Genomic DNA, 16,283 nt, shown 5'->3' with positions numbered 1-16,283 from the left:
GTGGCGGTGGTGGCCTTTTTCCGCCGGGAACGCGCGGCATCTCGCACGGATGCTGTGCGCGCTGACCCTGCTGGTGAGTGGATGCGTAAATTCGGGGGCAGCGACAAGCGTGCTTCCCCCGGTGCCGATGACACCGGGAGCCATAGTGACGGATGAGTGGTGGTATGCGGAGGACGGCGGATTGACGCAGGTGGATGGCCAGTGGCTGCATCTGCCCGCTGATGAGGCTGGGGAGCTGCTGCTCTGGATCGAGTGGGTGGAGGATAACCGATGACCACCGAGATACTTCTGGGGGCCAATACCCTGCTGTTCGGCGCGAGTCTTTTCCTGGGCTACGAATGGTGGAAAGACCATAAAGCCCAGCACAGGGAACTTGCCGAGAGCATCAATCGCCTGTCCGAAGTGTATGCGTCGAAGACATCCGTGTACCGGGCACACAAGCGTCTGGATGAACTGGAGGCCGTCACAGCAGATCATGCCGAGCGCCTGGCCCGGCTGGAGGCGATGCAGGAAATCAAACGGGATTGCTCCTGCGAGAGGTAGCCCATGAGCTTTAAAGGACAGCTTGAAGAAGATCTGCACACGGTCTTTTTCAACCCCGCCGAGTTTGGCGAGTGCCTAGAACTGGCCGGGCATGAGGGCGTCCCGTGTGTCTACGAGCCGCTGGAGATGGAAATGCCCCTCAGTAGTGATGGGCGTAGTGCCGTCAGCTATGAGGGTGTCACCATTTATGTGGCTGCTGTCGACGTTCCGGATGAATTGCAGACCGGGCGGACAACTACGTTCCGCAACGAGCGCTGGTATGTGCTGAGTGCGGATGCGCATGAGCATATGCGGACCATCAGATTGTACAGGGAGCGGTCATGAGCATCGTCATCACGTCAGAAGGAATGGATGTGGCCCTGGGCAGGATGCAGGATGTGCTGGAAGCCCTGGGCGGCAAGGGGGCTGGCATCGCCATCGCCCGAGCCCTGAATCGCAGCATTCAAGCGGCCGGGACCAGGGCGACGCGCATCGCCAAGACGGCATATACGGCCCAATATGATGAGTTGCGGGCCAATCTGGAGATCAGGCGTGCCAACCGCAGCAACCTGGAAGGCGCCCTGAATATCACCGGCCGGCCCGGTATGAGTCTGATCCATTTCCTGCCTGATCCTGATGTGCCGCAACCTCCGGCAGCACGCCCTGCCGCGGGGGTCTCTGTGCAGATCAAGAAAAAGGGGGCTCGACATCCGGCTACGTCCAATGTGGCCGGGGGAAGCAAGAGCTTCATCATCCGTAAGCCCCAGGGCGGCTATGGCGTGTTCGTGCGTCATGGGCAACAGCTGGAAATGCTCTACGGTCCATCGCCTGTGCAGGCGTTGCAGACGGCAGACGCCCAGGAACAGGTCGTGGCCCGAGCTGAAGAAGTTTTCCCGGAGCGTCTGCAACATGAGGTGGATGTGATCCTGTCCGGCATCGTGGGGACAGGACGATGACCTCCCGTCTGCTGCTGACATGCCTGGTAAAGCTCGTGCAGGAGGCTTTTGTGGATTACCCCTTCCCCGCCCCGCAAGGTGGGGGGATGCAACCTGTGCAGGTGTTCCTGCATGGTTTGCCCGAACGTCAGCAGGAGGGCTGCTACCCCTTTGTGATCGTGCGTTGGATAGAGGGACAGGTCGAGCTGGAGCCGGACCACAAGACCATGCTGCATGACACCGTAGGACTGGCCCTGGGCGTCTACAGCCCGGTGAATCAGGAACAGGCGGGCTTGCTCCTGGCAGAGATGCTCGACTGTCTGCGCCGGCAGCTCTGGAAAACACGGCTGCTGGCCGAGCGTTTTGAGCTCGAGGGAGAGCTGAAAGCCAGTATCCCTACGCCCAAGCAGCGCTGGCACCAGTATCACCTGGCCACCCTCGAATGTGTGTGGAACTATACCTGGCCGCCCCGCGGCCTAGATGAAGTGGAGACCATCAGATGAGCACCACTGCTTGTATGTATCTTGGCCCCAGCCGGCCTTTCGGTCTGCCGCTGATGCGGAATGCGATCCTGCGCGGCAAGCCGGAAGAAGTTTTTCCCGTCCTGGCGGATCTTTTTGAGGAACATCCCGAACTCCGGACGCTGTTCGTTCCGGTGGACGGGGATCTGGCCACGGCACGCATGCTGCTGACCATGCGCGGGACAGTCATGTATCAGGCGTATGTCGCCGTCCAGGATGCGTCCGTCAAGCCCGGAAGAAGTAGGAGGATATAATGGCAACCACCGGATACCGTCACGGCATCTACACCTCCGAGCAGGCCACCAGCATCCTGCCCGCCCGCACCGTGGACAGCGCGGTCGTCTTCGCCGTGGGCACGGCCCCTGTGCATACGCTGGCCGGGGACAAGGCCCGTCCCGTCAACGTGCCGCAGCTTTTTTACAGCTATGACGAAGCAGTGCAGGCGATGGGCTGGGATGCCGACCATTTCAGCGACTACAGCCTGCAAGAGCTGATCTACAGCCATTTCGCCATCTACCGCGGCGCGCCTGTGGTCTGCGTCAACGTTTTCGACCCCGAAAAGCACAAGACCGAGGTCGCGGACGAAAGTCTGACCTTCGGCACGTCGGCCCTGGACAAGGACACCGCCAGGCTGGCTCACGGCGGCGTCTGTGCCGTGGAATTGAAGGATGAGCTGGGCGAGACCACCTATGAGGCGGGCACCGACTACAGCGTGGATGCCGTCAGCGGCCTGCTGACCCGTCTGGCCGAGGGAAGCATCCCCGAAGGTGGTACGGTCAAGGCCGGCTACGTTTACGCGGACGTGAGCAAGGTCACTTCTGAGGACGTGATCGGCGGCATCGACCCGGCCAGCGGGCAGGGCACCGGTCTTGAGCTCATCGATGAAGTCTTCCCGCGTTTCCGGCTCGTGCCGTCCATCGTCCTGGCGCCGCAGTTCTGCGAAGACCCGGCTGTGGCCGTGGTTATGGCCGCCAAGTGCGACGGCATCAACGGTCTGTTCCAGGCCATCTGTCTGGTGGACATCCCCAGCAGCGGCGACAACGCCGTGACCAAATACAGTGACGTGCCCGGCTACAAGGAGAAGCACAACCTCACCGATGGTCTGATGGTCGTCTGCTGGCCCAAGGTCAAGCTGGGCGATAACGTGTACGGCCTCGCTACGCATCTGGCCGGGGTCATGGCGGCCACGGACGGCGATCATGACGGCATCCCCTACGCCAGCCCCAGTAACAAGCGGCTGGACATCACCTCCAGTGGCTATGTGGACGCTGACGGCCAGTGGAACGAGCTGTGGCTCGACCTGACCAAGGCAAACTATCTGAATGGGCAGGGAATTTATACGGTCAGCAACTTCGATGGCGGCATGAAGACCTGGGGTGGCCGCATGGCCTGCTATCCGTCCAATACCGACCCCAAGGACGCGCAGGATAGTATCCGGCGCTTCTTCAACTGGTATCAGGTCCAGTTCGTTTTGAGCTATTTCGCCAAGGTTGACGAACCGCTGACCCGCCGCCTCGTGCAGACCTTTTTGAAGTCCGAGCAAATCAAGCTGGACGGCTACACCGTCCGCGAGATCATCCTGGGCGGCAGCATCACCTTTGATGAGTCCGAGAACCCCGTGACCGACCTCATCGACGGCATCATGCGTTTCCACCTGCGCATCACGCCGCCTCCTGCTGCCCGGGATATTGAAGCCGTCTTCGAATTTGACACCGACAACCTGTCCGCTTTGTTTGGTTAAGGAGGAAGCATGCCCAGACGTCCTGAACAAACTATCGCCTATCGAGTGTACCACGACGGTACGGACATGATCGGCGTAGCCACCATCGATCTTCCCGAGATCGCCTACATGACCGAGACCATCTCGGGGTCCGGTGTGGCCGGAGAAATCGAGAATCCCACGTTGGGGATGGTCGAGTCCATGTCGGTGAAGCTCACCTTCACCTCTGTGACCCCCGAGATCTTCAACGCGCTCGATTGGACACAGAGCTCTCTGTATGAATGCTACTCCGCCCTGCAGGTCACGGATGATGCTACCGGCAAGCGCGTCAGCGTGCCCTACCGCATCAATATCCTCGGGCGTGTCAAAAATTTCCCCATCGGCACGCTGGAGCAGGGCAAAAAACATGGCAACGAGCTGGAACTGGAAGTGACCCGCCTTGAAGTGCTGCTCGATGGCGAGGAAGAATTCCTGTTCGACAAGCTCAACTTCATCCACAAGGTCAAGGGTACGGATCTGCTGGCCACAGTGCGTTCCCAAATGGGCCTGAACGTCTAGGGAGAGACCATGAAAAGAAGCAAGACCGTTGTGCTGAATGAGCCCCTGAACGTAGGGGGGAAGACTATTGCTGAAGTCGTCGTGCGCGCGTCCACCGTGGGCGATGAAGAAGATGCCATGCAACTGGCGGTGAACATGAAGCGGAGCACCAATCCGGTGACCGTCGAGGTCTCCCTGCTCTCCATCGTTACCCGCCTGCCCTATGACGCGATCAGGGGTATGCGCGGGGCTGATTACGGCAAGCTGCGCGACGCGCTCAACGAGCTCAACGGTGCCGGTGACGGTGGCGTGGAAAACCCTACGCCTCCGGAGACGGAAGCTGGGACGTCGCAGCCGGCCTAGCTGAACTGCGGCGGGGGATGGTGGCCCTGGGGAAGATCAGCCAGTGGTCACGCAGTGAATTGAGGGCCATGACCCCGGAAGAATTCGGGGCCTATATCGAGGCCGCAGAGGCCGTGGAGAAAATGTCGCATGGCGCGTGAGATCGCCCTTTCCTTTGCCCTGGGGGCCAGACTGCAAAGCGGGTTCACTGCCGCTTTTCAGTCTGCGTCCAGCCAGGCGAAAGCCGTATCGCAGGCTATCCGCGATATGGAGCGGACGCCTGTGGGCAAGATCGGGGCGGCCATGTCCGCCCAGCAGGAAAAGATCCGCGGCCTTTCCGGCAGCCTCAAGGATGCCCGCGGCGAGCTGGATGGTCTGTGGCAACGAGCTTCACAGGCCGGGACCATGACCACGGTCATGGCCAGGCAGATAGAACAGGCCGAAGCCCGGGTGCGCCGTCTGTCTGGGGCCCTGTCCCGTCAGACGGCGACCTATCGGGAGACCGTGGCTCAGGCTGCCAGTACGAGCGGCAGCGTCCGTGCCTTGACCAGGGATTACGCCCAGCTGTCCGCCCAGCTTGAGCGTGCCCGGGCAGTCCAGACGGCGATGGCCGCCAACCGGAGCCAGGCCGGCGCCCTGCAGGCGCAGCGTGCCGATCTGCAGGGGCGTCTGCTGGGTACTGCGGCCGTGGGAGCCTCGGTGGCTCTTCCGGTCAAACTGGCCATCAGCGCCGAAGACACGTTCGCAGATCTGCGCAAAGTCATGGACGCGCCGGAATCCGTCATGCAGCAAGTTTTTTCCGATGCGCAGGAGATGTCCAACCGTACCGGGAAAAGCTTTGAGGATGTGGTGACCATCATGACGGCCGCGGCCCAAGCCGGCCTGGGCACCACCCGGGAGCAACTTTTGGGGGTGGCGGATCAGGCGGTCAAGATGTCCATAGCCTGGGGCGTCAGCGCCGAACAGGCAGGCAAGTCTCTGGCCACCTGGCAGGCCGCTATGGGCCTGACGTCCGAGCAGTCCATGCACACAGCGGACGTGATCAATGCGCTGTCCAACGCCATGAATGCGGAAGCCGGCGAGATCGACCAGATATTCACCCGCATGGGCCCCCTTATGAAGGGGACCGGTTTCGCCACGCAGGATATCGCGGCCCTGGCCACGGCCTTCAAGGCTGCCGGTGCTGAAGTCGAAGTCAGCGGCACGGCCATGAAAAATTTCGTCAAGGTCATGGCCGCCGGTGAAGCCGGGCTCACACCGGAAAAATCCGCCATCTATAAATACCTGAAGATCGATCCGAACAAGTTGCAGAAGGAGCTGCAACAGGATGCCAAGGGCGCCGTGATGCGGGTCCTGGAAGCCATGGAAAAGGTCAATCCTGAAGAGCGAAATTCCATCATGAGCCGGCTGTTCGGCGAGGAATCCATCGCGGCCATCGCCCCTCTGCTGACCCAGATCGACACGCTGCGCAAAGCGTTCGATATCGCCAACAGTGATGTCTCCGGCTCCGTCCTGCAGGAGTACGAGAACCGGATGAAGACCACGGCCACGGCCATATCCCAGCTGACTCAGAGCACTCGCAACCTGGGTGCGACCGTCGGTGCGACCATGCTGCCTGTTGTGGGAGCTGTCGCTCGTGGTCTGACCGTCGTGGTCAATGGCGCCAGAGAATTTGCAAGCAGCTTCCCGCGGCTGACGGCTGTCGTGATGACGGCCGTGGCGGCAGTGGCATCCTTTGCTGTTGGCAGTGTTGCGCTGGGGCTTGTGCTCAATGTGCTGCGTACCACGACCAATTCCTGGCGTGGATTACTGCTGCGTCTGGTCGCATCCCAGGTGGCAGCAACAGCCAGTACGACCGGGCTCACAGCATCCAGCCTGGCCTTCGGGGCGGCCAGCAAGGCGGCCGGGATGGGGGCACGTATCCTGGCCGGCGGCTTGCGCAGCCTGCTGGTGGCCAGTGGCGCTGGGATAGCTTTGGTGGGCCTGGGGTTCGCGGCCAATTGGGTCATGGATAACTGGGACCGCCTGCGGATTTTTTTTGCCGCACTGTTCGACAACCTGGCAGCGGTGGCCCAGCCGGCTCTTGATCGTGTGATCGGGGCCTTTAACTGGGCGTATGATTCCGTCCTGTCTATCTGGGGCACGGTCAGCACTGTTTTTTCCGTAATCTGGCAAGGTGTGACTGAAAGTGCACTGACGGCCTGGAGCTATGTCATGGAGCTCGGGTCCTGGGCCTACAATGGTATCGCCGGCATCTGGTCTGGGGCCGCGGCCTTTTTTGCATCCATCGTTGATGGGATCACGGGGATATTCGCTGGATTTTTCAACTGGCTACGCGAGAATTTCCAGTGGATCTTTTCGGCCATCGAAACGGTGGGCGATGCCGTGGGCGCCGTGACGGGTGCTGTCTCTGATGCCTGGAACAAGGCCTTCGGAGATGGAGACAAAAAGGCTGCGGACAACGCGGCGAAAACAGCCGAGAAAGCCGCGACATCGTCAGCAGCCAAGACAGCCGCGCAGGGTTCCGCAGCCAAGGTCGCCGATCCCCCCAAATATCAGCAGCGGCAGAGCTTCAATGATTTTATGGCAGCCCAAAAGAAGAGCAGCAAAGGGAGTGGTGGTGGCAGCGGCTCACGCGCTGCTGGCGGCACCACCGTGGTCACGCTGGCCGGGGACAATTCCCGTCCGCAGAGCCTGTTCATCCCGGCAGGCAGCCGAACCCCCATACCCGTGACCACGGGCACGGCCACCCAGGCATCCGGTCGCGCGGGCACCCCCACGGCCCTGCCGCAGACGCCCGCCCGTCTGGCCCGTCGTGGCGGCACTACAGCCCAGGCTTCGGGGAGCAACGGCCAGATCATGGTGGATCTGACCCAGAATTTTTCGCTCATGTCGTCCGACCCGCGTGCGGTGCGCCGGGTGCTGGAGAGCATCAAGCCGGACATGGAGGCGCTCATCCGCCGGGCGCTGGACAAAATCGCCTCCGACCGCAGGAGGACGGCCTATGCCTAGCGAATATGTCGCTTCAGCCGTTGCGACGCAGGAAGCTACGGCTGAAGACAGCAATGCGTCACACGGAAAAACAGCCGGCAAAACCGCTGTCGCTATCCGTAAGCCCGGCAAGCGGGCTAACGGCTACCGCAGCCGACAGGGCGAGGCATGGGATCAGATCGCTCTGTCCCGCCTCTCCGGGGAATCCCAAATGGGCGATGTGCTGGCCCTCAACGTTGATGAGCTGGACGCGCTGCTGCTCTCCGGGGAGACGCACATCAGCGTGCCGGAGCAGGCCGCTGCCGAGCGGGTGCGCAGCCTGCCGCCGTGGGAGCGTATGTGATGCGCCGCGCACGGGTAGAGATCAGCATCCAGGGCAAGGACGTGAGCATGGATCTTTGGCCGCACCTCTTGTCCCTCTCCTATGTGGACAAAGCTGACGATGAGCTGGACGACCTCCAGCTCACGCTGGAAGACCGCGAGGGGCTCTGGCAGGGCGACTGGCTGCCCAAACACGGCGACATCATCAGCGTGACTATCGTGGCCAGCAATTTCCGCGCCCCCGGAGAGGAAGAACTGGATTGCGGCGAGTTCGAAATAGACGAATTGACCCTGGAATCCAGCCGCGACGGCGGCGACGTGGTGACCATCAAAGGCGTGCCGGCGGCGGTAAAATCGAGCCTGATGCTGCAGAAAAAGACGCGGGCCTGGGCCGACGTGCCTCTGTCCACCGTGGCGGCGGACGTGGTGGGGCCTGCCGGGCTCGATCTGCTCTACAAGGCCCCGGAGATCGTTTACGGGCGCGTGGAGCAGCGGCAGGAGGCCGACCTGGCCTTTCTCCAGCGCATCTGTAAAGAGCAGGGCCTGCGCGTGGCCCTGAAGAAAAAACTCTGCGTCATCTACTCCGGGCAGGCGGCCGACCAGCTGGAGCCCCTGGAGCTCAAGCGCGGCGAGCTGGCCGTGGAGCGGGCCGGTTTCAAGCGCACTCTGGATGGCGTCTACACGCAGTGCGTGGTGGGCTACACCGATGCTGCCAGCTCCGAGACCATGGAGAAGAGCTATCAGCCGGAGCTGCCGCCCACCACGGGCCGGGTGCTGACCATCAACAAACGCATCGAGCATCCGGCGCAGGCCGAGCGCGTGGCCATTGCCGAGCTGCGGGCCAAAAACTGCCGGGAGATGACCGGCTCTTTCGAGTGTATGGGCGATACGCGCCTGCGGGCGGGCACGGTGCTGCGCCTCACGGGCTGGGGCAATTTTGACACGGACTACATGATCCAGCAGGCCACGCACAACCTGGGCCGCGACAGCGGCTACCGTACCAGCGTGGAGCTGGTCAAGGCGCTGGACTACTAGGGGGCGGACATGGATCAGGATCTGCGACAGATCAGACGGGAGATGCGGTCCATTTTCCTGCTGCTGGCAGCGGGCTTGCTGTTCATGGCCGCCGGTGGCTGCTGGCTGGTGCTGGAATTGTGGGGGTACTGCCATGAGTGATGTGCAGGACGTGCTGGCCCAGACCATCCGCGTGGGCTTTGTGACGGCCCGCCAGCCGGAAAAAATGCGCGTGCAGGTGGAGCTGCGGGACACGGTGACGCAGCCCCTGTCCTCCACATGGCTGCCGGTACTCTGTCCGCGGGCCTCCGGCGATCTGGCCTATGACCTGCCCGACGTGGGAGATCAGGTGTTGTGCCTGTTCTTGCCCTACGGGCTGGAGCAGGGCTTCGTGCTGGGCGCCATGTACGGCAAGGCCAGCCCGCCGGTTTCCAGCGGGGACAAGTGGCACCGGAAATTTTCGGACGGCACGGTGCTGGAGTACGACCGGGCCGCGCACAAACTCACGGCCCAGGTGCAGGGCGACGTGGCCGTAAAGGCCACCGGCAGCGTGCAGGCCGAGGCCACCGGCGATGTCAGCGTCTCCAGCGCGGCCAGCCTGACGCTCATGGCTCCGGCCATGCAACTGGGCGGCACCGGTGGCGGCACGACCCAGGCGACCATGCAGGGCACGTTCCGGCTGGAGCATGGCGACATCATCGTGGAGGGCGTTTCCTTCCTGCATCACGTCCACGACTGCCCGCACGGCGGTCAGACAGGGGAGCCGCACTGATGTACCAGGGGCTTTTGGGCGCTTTCCCGTTCACCGTGACAGAACTGGAGGTCAGTACCTTCCGCGACCTCAAATTTTCGCGCGAGCAGGTCTATGCCGAGCATCGGGTGCTGGCCGGCATCCCCTGTTTGCAGCACATGGGCCGTAACCTCGACCCGGTATCGCTGACCGTGCAGATCGTGCCCCTGACGCCCGTCTCCACCGTGGGCCTGCGCCTGCGCCTGCTGGAGAGCGTGGCGGCCGGCGGCGATGAGATGGCCCTGGTCATCGGCCTCAAATATTACGGCCTGTATGTGTTGAAGTCCTACGAAATCACCCACCGCCAGCTGCACTACGGCGTGACGCTTTCCGCCGAGGTCCAGCTGGCCCTGCAGGAGTACAACTGATGCCCCCCATCACGCTCACCGTGGACATGGCGCAGCGCCAGAGCATCCAGATCGGCGCCACCGGTCTGGCCGGTCTGGCGCAGGAGATCCGCATGGTGCTGGCCACGCGCAAGGGCTCCGTGCCGCTGGATCGTGATTTTGGCCTCAGCTGGGATCATGTGGACAGGCCGATGGGCGAGGCCATGCAGTACATGGTGGCCGAGATCGGCCAGCAGCTGGAGCGCTATGTGCCGCGCATCCGGGTGCGGGACATCTCGTTTTCCAGCAATGATGCGGTGGAGGGCCAGCTCATCCCCCGCGTGACCGTCGAGATCAGGGAGGAGTACCGTGGCGATTTCCAGTAGCGTCGATCTGCGCGCCCTGCCTTCCGTGAGCTTCGCGCCCCTGTCCGCGGCCGACATCGAGGCATCCATCCTGACCACCTACGAAGGGCTGACCGGCGTGAGCCTCCAGCCCGGCGATCCGGTACGCCTTTTTCTGGAGGCCCTGGCCTATGTGCTGTCCGTCCAGAACCGGCTGCTCAACTTGGCCGGGCAGCAGGGCCTGCTGGCCTATGCCCAGGGCGCGCACCTCGACCATCTGGGCGCGCTCATGGGCGTGGCCCGCATCCCGGCGCAGTCCGCCCGTCTGAGCCTGCGCTTTGTGCTGGGCGAGCCCCTGGGCTTTGCCGTGCCCATCCCGGAGGGCACGCGCGTGGCTACGATGGACGGCCAGATCGCTTTCGCTACCGTGTCGGACAGCGAGATCGCCGCCGGTGAGCTGCAGGTGGATGTGGCGGCCCTGTGTACCACCTCCGGCGCGCAGGCCACGGGTCTTGTGCCCGGGCAGGTGACGCAGCTGGTGGACCCCATCCCCTATGTGGTGAGCGTCAGCAACACCACTACGTCGGTGGAAGGAGCCGACATTGAGGATGATGAGCGCCTGCGCGAGCGCATCCGTCTCGCTCCGGAGACGTACACCGTGGCGGGCAGCACCGGCGCCTACGAGGCCCGCGTGCTGGCCGTGAGCGCCGACATCGGGGCCGTGTCCGTCACCTCCCCGGAGCCGGGCGTGGTGGACGTGCGCTTTGTGCTGGCCGGTGGCGAGCTGCCTGACGAGGCCATGATCTCGATGGTGCGCGAGGCCCTGTCCGACGAGACCGTGCGGCCCCTTACCGACAGGGTGGATGTGGCCGCGCCTGAGACCGTGGACTATGCCGTGTCCGGGCGCTGGTATCTGCGCCGCAGCGATGCCGTGCTGCTCTCCGGGGTGACGGCCGCCGTGGCCCAGGCTGTTGAGGACTGGCGGCTGTGGCAGCGCTCCCAGCCCGGTCGCGACATCAACCCCACGCGGCTCATCGCCGCCGTGCAGGCCGCCGGAGCCAAGCGCGTGGAGCTGGATTCCCCGGCCTTTCGTGCACTGGAGGCCACGCAGGTGGCCCGCGAGACCGAGATTTCCCTGCTGTTCGGCGGGCTGGAGGATGAGTGATGGCCCGCCGACTTGGATCGACGCCCTTCCGCGAGCTGCTGCCCGATTCCCTGAGCGGCGATCCCTCCATCCGCGCCGCCGCTGCCGCGCTGGACACCGTGCTGGATGCGACGACGCGCGCCATCCCGGGTGTGCTGCTGTACGCCCGCCTCGCGCATGACACAGGGTCCGCCGTCTCCGTGCCCATGCTCTCCCCTTTGTCGCGGCTGGCCGCATTGTCCGGTGGGCTGACCAGCCTCCCGGAGGCTGTGCTGGATCATCTGGCGTGGCAGCTCCATGTGGAGGGCTACGAGACCGCCGTGGACGTGGCGGCCAAACGCCAGCTCATCGCGGGCAGCCTGCTGCTGCACCGGCGCCGGGGCACGCCCTGGGCCGTGCGCACGGCCTTGGAGACGGCCCTGCGCCTGCCCACGGTCATCCGCCAGTGGTGGGAGTATGAGGGGCGTCCGTACTTTTTTCGCGTGCGCCTCGATGTCAGCGATGCCGGTCTGGATGAGACCGGTGTGACCGACGCCATGCGGCTGATCTTTGACTACAAAAACGTCCGCAGCTGGCTGGACTGTCTGGAGACCGTCACCACCCGGCCCCTGCCTGTCAGCATCGCTGTGGCCGGGATCATGCGGACCATGAACCGGGTGCGCCTCTGGTTTCCCCCCAAGCCGGTGCCGTCCGGACGCGTCCATGTGGGGCTGGGCAGCACGCGCTACTCCCGGAGCGTCATCCGGCCCTGGACGCCGCCCCGGCCTGTCCCTGCTCTGCGCGGCCGCATCGCTTTTGCCATCATCTCACAAAGCCGGAGTATCGTATGCCCCAAGCCCTAGCTACAGTTCCCGGCGGTCTGGAGGATACCCAGACCGTCCCCGGTGTCGCCACCGACACCCCTGAGTATTACTGCCTGCTCACCAAAGCCGGGGCCGTGCTGGAGGCCGCGGCCCACGCTGCCGGCAAGCCCATCCGCCTCAGCGTCATCGCGGTGGGCGACGGCAACGGCGAGGTCCCCGTGCCCGCCGACGATGCCGTGGATCTCGTGCATGAGGTCTACCGCCGCCCCATCGACAGCCTGAGCCAGGATGCGGAGGACCCCAACGTCTGTTGGGCGCATATCGTCATCCCGGCCACGGAGGGCGGCTTCTGGATACGCGAGTTCGGCGTCTGGGCCGAGCCGCTGGAAGAGGGCGGCAAGCCTGTGCTGTTCGCCTACGGCAACCACGCCCCGTTCTACAAGGCCAAAAGCGTGCTGGGTCAGGCCACTACGCACGAGCTTTCCGTGCCGGTCATCATGTCCGGCACGGCCGAGGTGCAGATCATCGTCAGCGAGAGCGGCTATGCCTCGCGGCTGGAGCTGCTCCAGATCGCGGGCGTGGTGGAGGATCTGCGTCATCCCCGGGAGGCCGTCTGGACGCTGGATGAGGCCGTTGAGGACGGCAGCACGCTCACTCTGCCGGAGGGGGTGGCCTACCTCCCCGGAGAGCATCTGCTGGATGTGTTTTGGGATGGCGTGGCCTGCTATCCGGGCCAGCAATATGAAGAAATTTCTTCGGCTGACGCGCTGGAATCGACCGCGATCCGCCTGCTTTTCGCTGCTCCGGCCGGGAGCGAGATGCGGGTGCTGGTGCGGGCCCACAGCATCCAGCCGAGGCTGGAGGGCGTGGAGGTGCCGGAGGGCATCGCCGAGCGCGTGGACGCGCTGGAGACACGCCTCGAGGACGTGGCCGCGAACGTGGCCTATATCGACAAACCCTCTCATGAGTAAGGAGAAAACTCATGGCTGAACTCATTAAGGTTAAACTGCTTGACGCGCAGAAGAACACCATCCTGCCCGAAACCACCGCTGAACAGGTCAAGACGAACGATGGCAGCAATGTCGAAACCAAGCTCGCCTCGCTGCAAACCGCTATCAGCGGCAAGGTCCCCTGCCATATCGTCAACGACATCGCTGCCCGTGACGGTCTGGAGAGCCCGAAGCAGGGGGACCTGTGCTGGGTCAAGGATGCCACGGCTGATGCGACCGTCAGCACCGGCGCGGCCCAGTACATCTACGACGGCGCACAGTGGGTGAAGATCGCCGAAGCCGAAAGCATGGATCTGGTCGTCAAGTGGACCGACATCCAGGGCAAGGAAGGCGTTGAAGCCGCTATGGCCAAGGCCCACGAGCACGCCAATGCCGACGTCCTCAACGGCATCTCCGCCACCGGTGATACCGCGATCATCAACGGCAAGACCTACTACTCCGGCCGTATGGTGGCCATCATCGAAAACGGTGGCCAGATCCCGGCGGACATGAACCCCAACGGCATCGTGTTCGAAAAGGCCGCCGTCTAGGGGGCAGGGAGGGAGTCCTGTGTCGTATATCATCAAGGATGCCAAAGGTAACAAAATCGGTATGCTGCCGGACTCCCTCCGCGTGGCCCAGGCTGCCGAGCTGCGCTCCCTTGCCGGGAGCCGCTCGGCGGCCATCGCGGCCGGCACGCAGTTCACGGTGCCGCAGTATGAGGTGGGCAGCGTGGCGCTGGAGGTCTTTTTGGACGGCGTCGCCTGCATGATCGGAGAGCAGTACGCCGAGGTCGGCAGCAAGGGCCAGACCAGTACGAAAATCGTTTGGAACATCGAAGTCGCCACGGACAGGGACATCCTGGTCCGCTGCAAGTAGGAGGTCAGCCATGTCGTTTCCCGGAATCATCCGCCGCCTGTTCGCCAACAACGGGGCAGGCCCCAAGCTGCGTAAGGACATCTTGCCCTCCCATGCCGATACTCATGCCCCGGGGGGGAGTGATCCTCTTGATCTTGAAACCTTGGGTGGTGTGAGCTCCGATGATTTTTCGGCACTGCAGGAGAAGGTCGCGGGCTTGATCGAGGCCATCGGAAATATCGATCCTTGGACAATATTCCCGCCGCGCCTCCCTGTTGCCATCGACGGCGTGACCTTCGGCGGGAGCGATGGCCGTCGGGCCATCATGCCCGGGGAGACAGAGGCCCGTGAGGACTGGATACTCTGTGACGGTGGCAGCGACGGCAAAGGCGGCACCGTGCCGGATCTGCGCGGGCGCATGATTTTGGGCGCCTCCGATGAGCATACGGCTGGCTCCACCGGCGGCTCTGAGACCCATAGCCACAGTATTTCCGGCACTGTGGGTGAGACCACGTTGTCCACTAAGCAGATGCCAAGCCATACACATGGTTATCGCAAGGTCACATCGTGGAGCGGCTGGCACGGCAAAAATGACGGCAATGACTGCAAACCGCCGAGAGACGGACAGCCCACTGATGCCTCGGGCGGTTCCCAGGCGCATACTCATGCGTTGTCGGGAGCCAAATCCGGGTCGGCCAGCACGCTCCCGCCATACTATGCACTCACCTACATCATGCGCATCGCATGATGTAGGACAGGGCGTAATAGGGAGGCAGGTTTGAGGCGCTGCCAGACTCGGCCCCGGACAGACTATGCGTATGGGCTTGGGAGCCGCCTGTTGCATCAGTCGTTTGTTTTCCGGAGTTCGCACTGCCTTTGGCTTCTGCAATATTGCCATAAGTGCCCTTGTCGAACGTATGAGTATGGCTTGGCATCTGCGCCACGCTCAAGGTCGTGGCGCCGACAGTGCCGGAAACACCCGGCCGTCACCCTCAACCCCACGTCTACCGGGGCTCAGACGCGGATCACATAATGTCCGGCGTAGTACGGCGGAAGGCTGTCTGCGGCCTCGGAGCTGACCCCGGACAGGCTGTGCGTGTGCGACTGAGACCCCCCTGTCTGGCTAGTAGATGCAACGACATTATCACCTGATGCATATGTACCTCGATTATTTCCGCCCGTATGGAACTTACCAACATTCGCAGTATGATTATGCCCAGGCATCTGCTCCACGCTCAACGTCGTGGCGCCGACAGTGCCGGAAATACCCGGCCACCACCCTCAACCCCTCGTCTACCGCTGCTCAGACGCGGATCACATAATGCCCGGAATAGTACGGCGGCAGGCTGCTGGCAGCACCGGAATTGGCCCCGGAAAGGCTGTGCGTGTGCGACTGGCTGCCGCCAGTTTGTGAGGTTTTGGGATAGGAACCAGCGCCCGATGTCGCTGACGCAGGAACCCAGGAGTTGGAAGTTCCTGTTCCAGATCCAGAGACGCCAAAAGTATGCGTATGCCCAGGCATCTGCTCCACGCTCAACGTCGTGGCGCCGACAGTGCCGGAAAGATTTTTTAACCCGCCGTAATACGGCAAAAAATAAGGAGAAAAGACATGCCCAGAGTAACCGTTGTTCCTGCGGACAGGCTCGTAATCGTGGACGGTCTGGCCCTGACCTTTGATTTCAACGCTCCGGAGCGCATGCACGCCCTGCAATGGGATGGGAAGCAGGGCCACATCGAATGGCTGGGTAGCGGCGATGAGCCGCCCTACAATGATCCCCTGGCCGCCGACAGCTACGCAGGCCAGGTCGCGCCGTATGTGGAGCTGTGGGAGGAAGAAAAGGCCCGTCTGGAGCAGGCTGCCGCCGAGGCCGAGGCGGCCCGTCTGGCCGAATACAACAGCGAGGAGGCCCGCTTCGAGCGCCTGCGCTCCGAGCGTGACCAGCGTCTTGCCGCCACGGATTACCTGCTGATGCCGGACTATCCCCTCTCCGATGACCAGCGCATCATCTTGCAGGTTTACCGCCAGGCCCTGCGCGATCTTCCTTCGCAGGAGGGCGCGCCCTGGGATGGCGGCGCGGAAGATACCCCGTGGCCGGAGATCCCCAACTGGGTGAAGGCGTAAGGAG

Annotated in this window: 23 protein-coding genes; all 23 read left to right on the top strand. The window is 63.2% G+C overall.

Annotated elements, in window-relative coordinates; translation table 11 throughout:
• The first annotated feature begins 145 nt into the window (after positions 1–145).
• The 23 genes from Q4I12_RS01000 (at position 146) to Q4I12_RS00890 (ending at position 16,279) form a co-directional block, all read left to right on the top strand.
• Entirely contained in the window at positions 146–274 is a 129-nt protein-coding gene (locus Q4I12_RS01000; protein ID WP_289615935.1) for a hypothetical protein, read from the top strand.
• Positions 271–543, top strand: coding sequence for a hypothetical protein (locus Q4I12_RS00995; RefSeq protein WP_302260119.1), 273 nt, complete (start codon positions 271–273; stop codon positions 541–543). Before Q4I12_RS01000 ends, Q4I12_RS00995 begins: the two co-directional genes overlap by 4 nt.
• Positions 544–546: 3 nt before the next feature.
• The gene (locus Q4I12_RS00990) at positions 547–867 is read left to right on the top strand and encodes a nitrate reductase (protein ID WP_302260117.1); all 321 of its coding nucleotides are present in this window, start codon (positions 547–549) and stop codon (positions 865–867) included.
• The gene (locus Q4I12_RS00985; protein ID WP_289615937.1) at positions 864–1,478 is read left to right on the top strand and encodes a hypothetical protein; all 615 of its coding nucleotides are present in this window, start codon (positions 864–866) and stop codon (positions 1,476–1,478) included. The genes Q4I12_RS00990 and Q4I12_RS00985 overlap by 4 nt, the downstream gene beginning before the upstream one ends.
• Before the next feature lie 86 nt (positions 1,479–1,564).
• A complete protein-coding gene (locus Q4I12_RS00980; RefSeq protein ID WP_302260115.1) occupies positions 1,565–1,960 on the top strand; it encodes a hypothetical protein in 396 nt (131 codons plus the stop codon).
• A complete protein-coding gene (locus tag Q4I12_RS00975; protein WP_302260114.1) occupies positions 1,957–2,232 on the top strand; it encodes a hypothetical protein in 276 nt (91 codons plus the stop codon). Before Q4I12_RS00980 ends, Q4I12_RS00975 begins: the two co-directional genes overlap by 4 nt.
• Positions 2,232–3,719 carry a phage tail sheath family protein gene (locus Q4I12_RS00970; protein WP_302260112.1) on the top strand — a complete coding sequence of 496 codons (1,488 nt, stop codon included), beginning with the start codon at positions 2,232–2,234 and terminating at the stop codon, positions 3,717–3,719. The genes Q4I12_RS00975 and Q4I12_RS00970 overlap by 1 nt, the downstream gene beginning before the upstream one ends.
• Positions 3,720–3,728: 9 nt before the next feature.
• Positions 3,729–4,256: a phage major tail tube protein gene (locus Q4I12_RS00965; RefSeq protein ID WP_289615941.1), complete on the top strand. Its 528-nt coding sequence runs from the start codon at positions 3,729–3,731 to the stop codon at positions 4,254–4,256.
• Between the two features lie 9 nt (positions 4,257–4,265).
• Complete coding sequence (locus Q4I12_RS00960) at positions 4,266–4,598, top strand: phage tail assembly protein (protein ID WP_302260107.1); 333 nt, start codon at positions 4,266–4,268, stop codon at positions 4,596–4,598.
• 129 nt (positions 4,599–4,727) lie between these two features.
• On the top strand, positions 4,728–7,589 hold the full coding sequence (locus tag Q4I12_RS00955) for a phage tail tape measure protein (protein ID WP_302260105.1): 2,862 nt from the start codon (positions 4,728–4,730) through the stop codon (positions 7,587–7,589).
• Positions 7,582–7,911: a tail protein X gene (locus Q4I12_RS00950; protein WP_302260103.1), complete on the top strand. Its 330-nt coding sequence runs from the start codon at positions 7,582–7,584 to the stop codon at positions 7,909–7,911. Before Q4I12_RS00955 ends, Q4I12_RS00950 begins: the two co-directional genes overlap by 8 nt.
• A complete protein-coding gene (locus Q4I12_RS00945; RefSeq protein ID WP_302262079.1) occupies positions 7,911–8,924 on the top strand; it encodes a phage late control D family protein in 1,014 nt (337 codons plus the stop codon). Before Q4I12_RS00950 ends, Q4I12_RS00945 begins: the two co-directional genes overlap by 1 nt.
• Positions 8,925–8,933: 9 nt before the next feature.
• Positions 8,934–9,065, top strand: coding sequence for a hypothetical protein (locus Q4I12_RS00940; RefSeq protein WP_302260102.1), 132 nt, complete (start codon positions 8,934–8,936; stop codon positions 9,063–9,065).
• A complete protein-coding gene (locus Q4I12_RS00935) occupies positions 9,058–9,675 on the top strand; it encodes a phage baseplate assembly protein V (protein WP_302260100.1) in 618 nt (205 codons plus the stop codon). Before Q4I12_RS00940 ends, Q4I12_RS00935 begins: the two co-directional genes overlap by 8 nt.
• On the top strand, positions 9,675–10,061 hold the full coding sequence (locus Q4I12_RS00930) for a phage tail protein (RefSeq protein ID WP_302260099.1): 387 nt from the start codon (positions 9,675–9,677) through the stop codon (positions 10,059–10,061). The genes Q4I12_RS00935 and Q4I12_RS00930 overlap by 1 nt, the downstream gene beginning before the upstream one ends.
• Positions 10,061–10,405 carry a GPW/gp25 family protein gene (locus tag Q4I12_RS00925; RefSeq protein ID WP_302260098.1) on the top strand — a complete coding sequence of 115 codons (345 nt, stop codon included), beginning with the start codon at positions 10,061–10,063 and terminating at the stop codon, positions 10,403–10,405. The genes Q4I12_RS00930 and Q4I12_RS00925 overlap by 1 nt, the downstream gene beginning before the upstream one ends.
• Positions 10,389–11,528, top strand: a complete 1,140-nt coding sequence (locus tag Q4I12_RS00920; protein WP_302260097.1) for a baseplate assembly protein — start codon at positions 10,389–10,391, stop codon at positions 11,526–11,528. Before Q4I12_RS00925 ends, Q4I12_RS00920 begins: the two co-directional genes overlap by 17 nt.
• Positions 11,528–12,349, top strand: a complete 822-nt coding sequence (locus tag Q4I12_RS00915; protein WP_302260095.1) for a phage tail protein I — start codon at positions 11,528–11,530, stop codon at positions 12,347–12,349. Before Q4I12_RS00920 ends, Q4I12_RS00915 begins: the two co-directional genes overlap by 1 nt.
• A complete protein-coding gene (locus Q4I12_RS00910; protein ID WP_302260094.1) occupies positions 12,334–13,281 on the top strand; it encodes a phage tail protein in 948 nt (315 codons plus the stop codon). The genes Q4I12_RS00915 and Q4I12_RS00910 overlap by 16 nt, the downstream gene beginning before the upstream one ends.
• Before the next feature lie 11 nt (positions 13,282–13,292).
• The gene (locus Q4I12_RS00905; RefSeq protein WP_302260092.1) at positions 13,293–13,850 is read left to right on the top strand and encodes a hypothetical protein; all 558 of its coding nucleotides are present in this window, start codon (positions 13,293–13,295) and stop codon (positions 13,848–13,850) included.
• A 19-nt stretch (positions 13,851–13,869) separates the two neighbouring features.
• Positions 13,870–14,178: a hypothetical protein gene (locus Q4I12_RS00900; RefSeq protein ID WP_302260090.1), complete on the top strand. Its 309-nt coding sequence runs from the start codon at positions 13,870–13,872 to the stop codon at positions 14,176–14,178.
• Between the two features lie 10 nt (positions 14,179–14,188).
• Positions 14,189–14,905: a hypothetical protein gene (locus Q4I12_RS00895; protein ID WP_302260088.1), complete on the top strand. Its 717-nt coding sequence runs from the start codon at positions 14,189–14,191 to the stop codon at positions 14,903–14,905.
• Between the two features lie 861 nt (positions 14,906–15,766).
• Positions 15,767–16,279, top strand: coding sequence for a tail fiber assembly protein (locus Q4I12_RS00890; protein ID WP_302260087.1), 513 nt, complete (start codon positions 15,767–15,769; stop codon positions 16,277–16,279).
• Positions 16,280–16,283 lie beyond the last annotated feature (4 nt).

It is taken from the genome of Desulfovibrio piger, from assembly GCF_951793255.1.
Classification (GTDB): Bacteria; Desulfobacterota; Desulfovibrionia; order Desulfovibrionales; family Desulfovibrionaceae; genus Desulfovibrio.
This window is presented reverse-complemented; position numbering and strand designations above follow the sequence as displayed.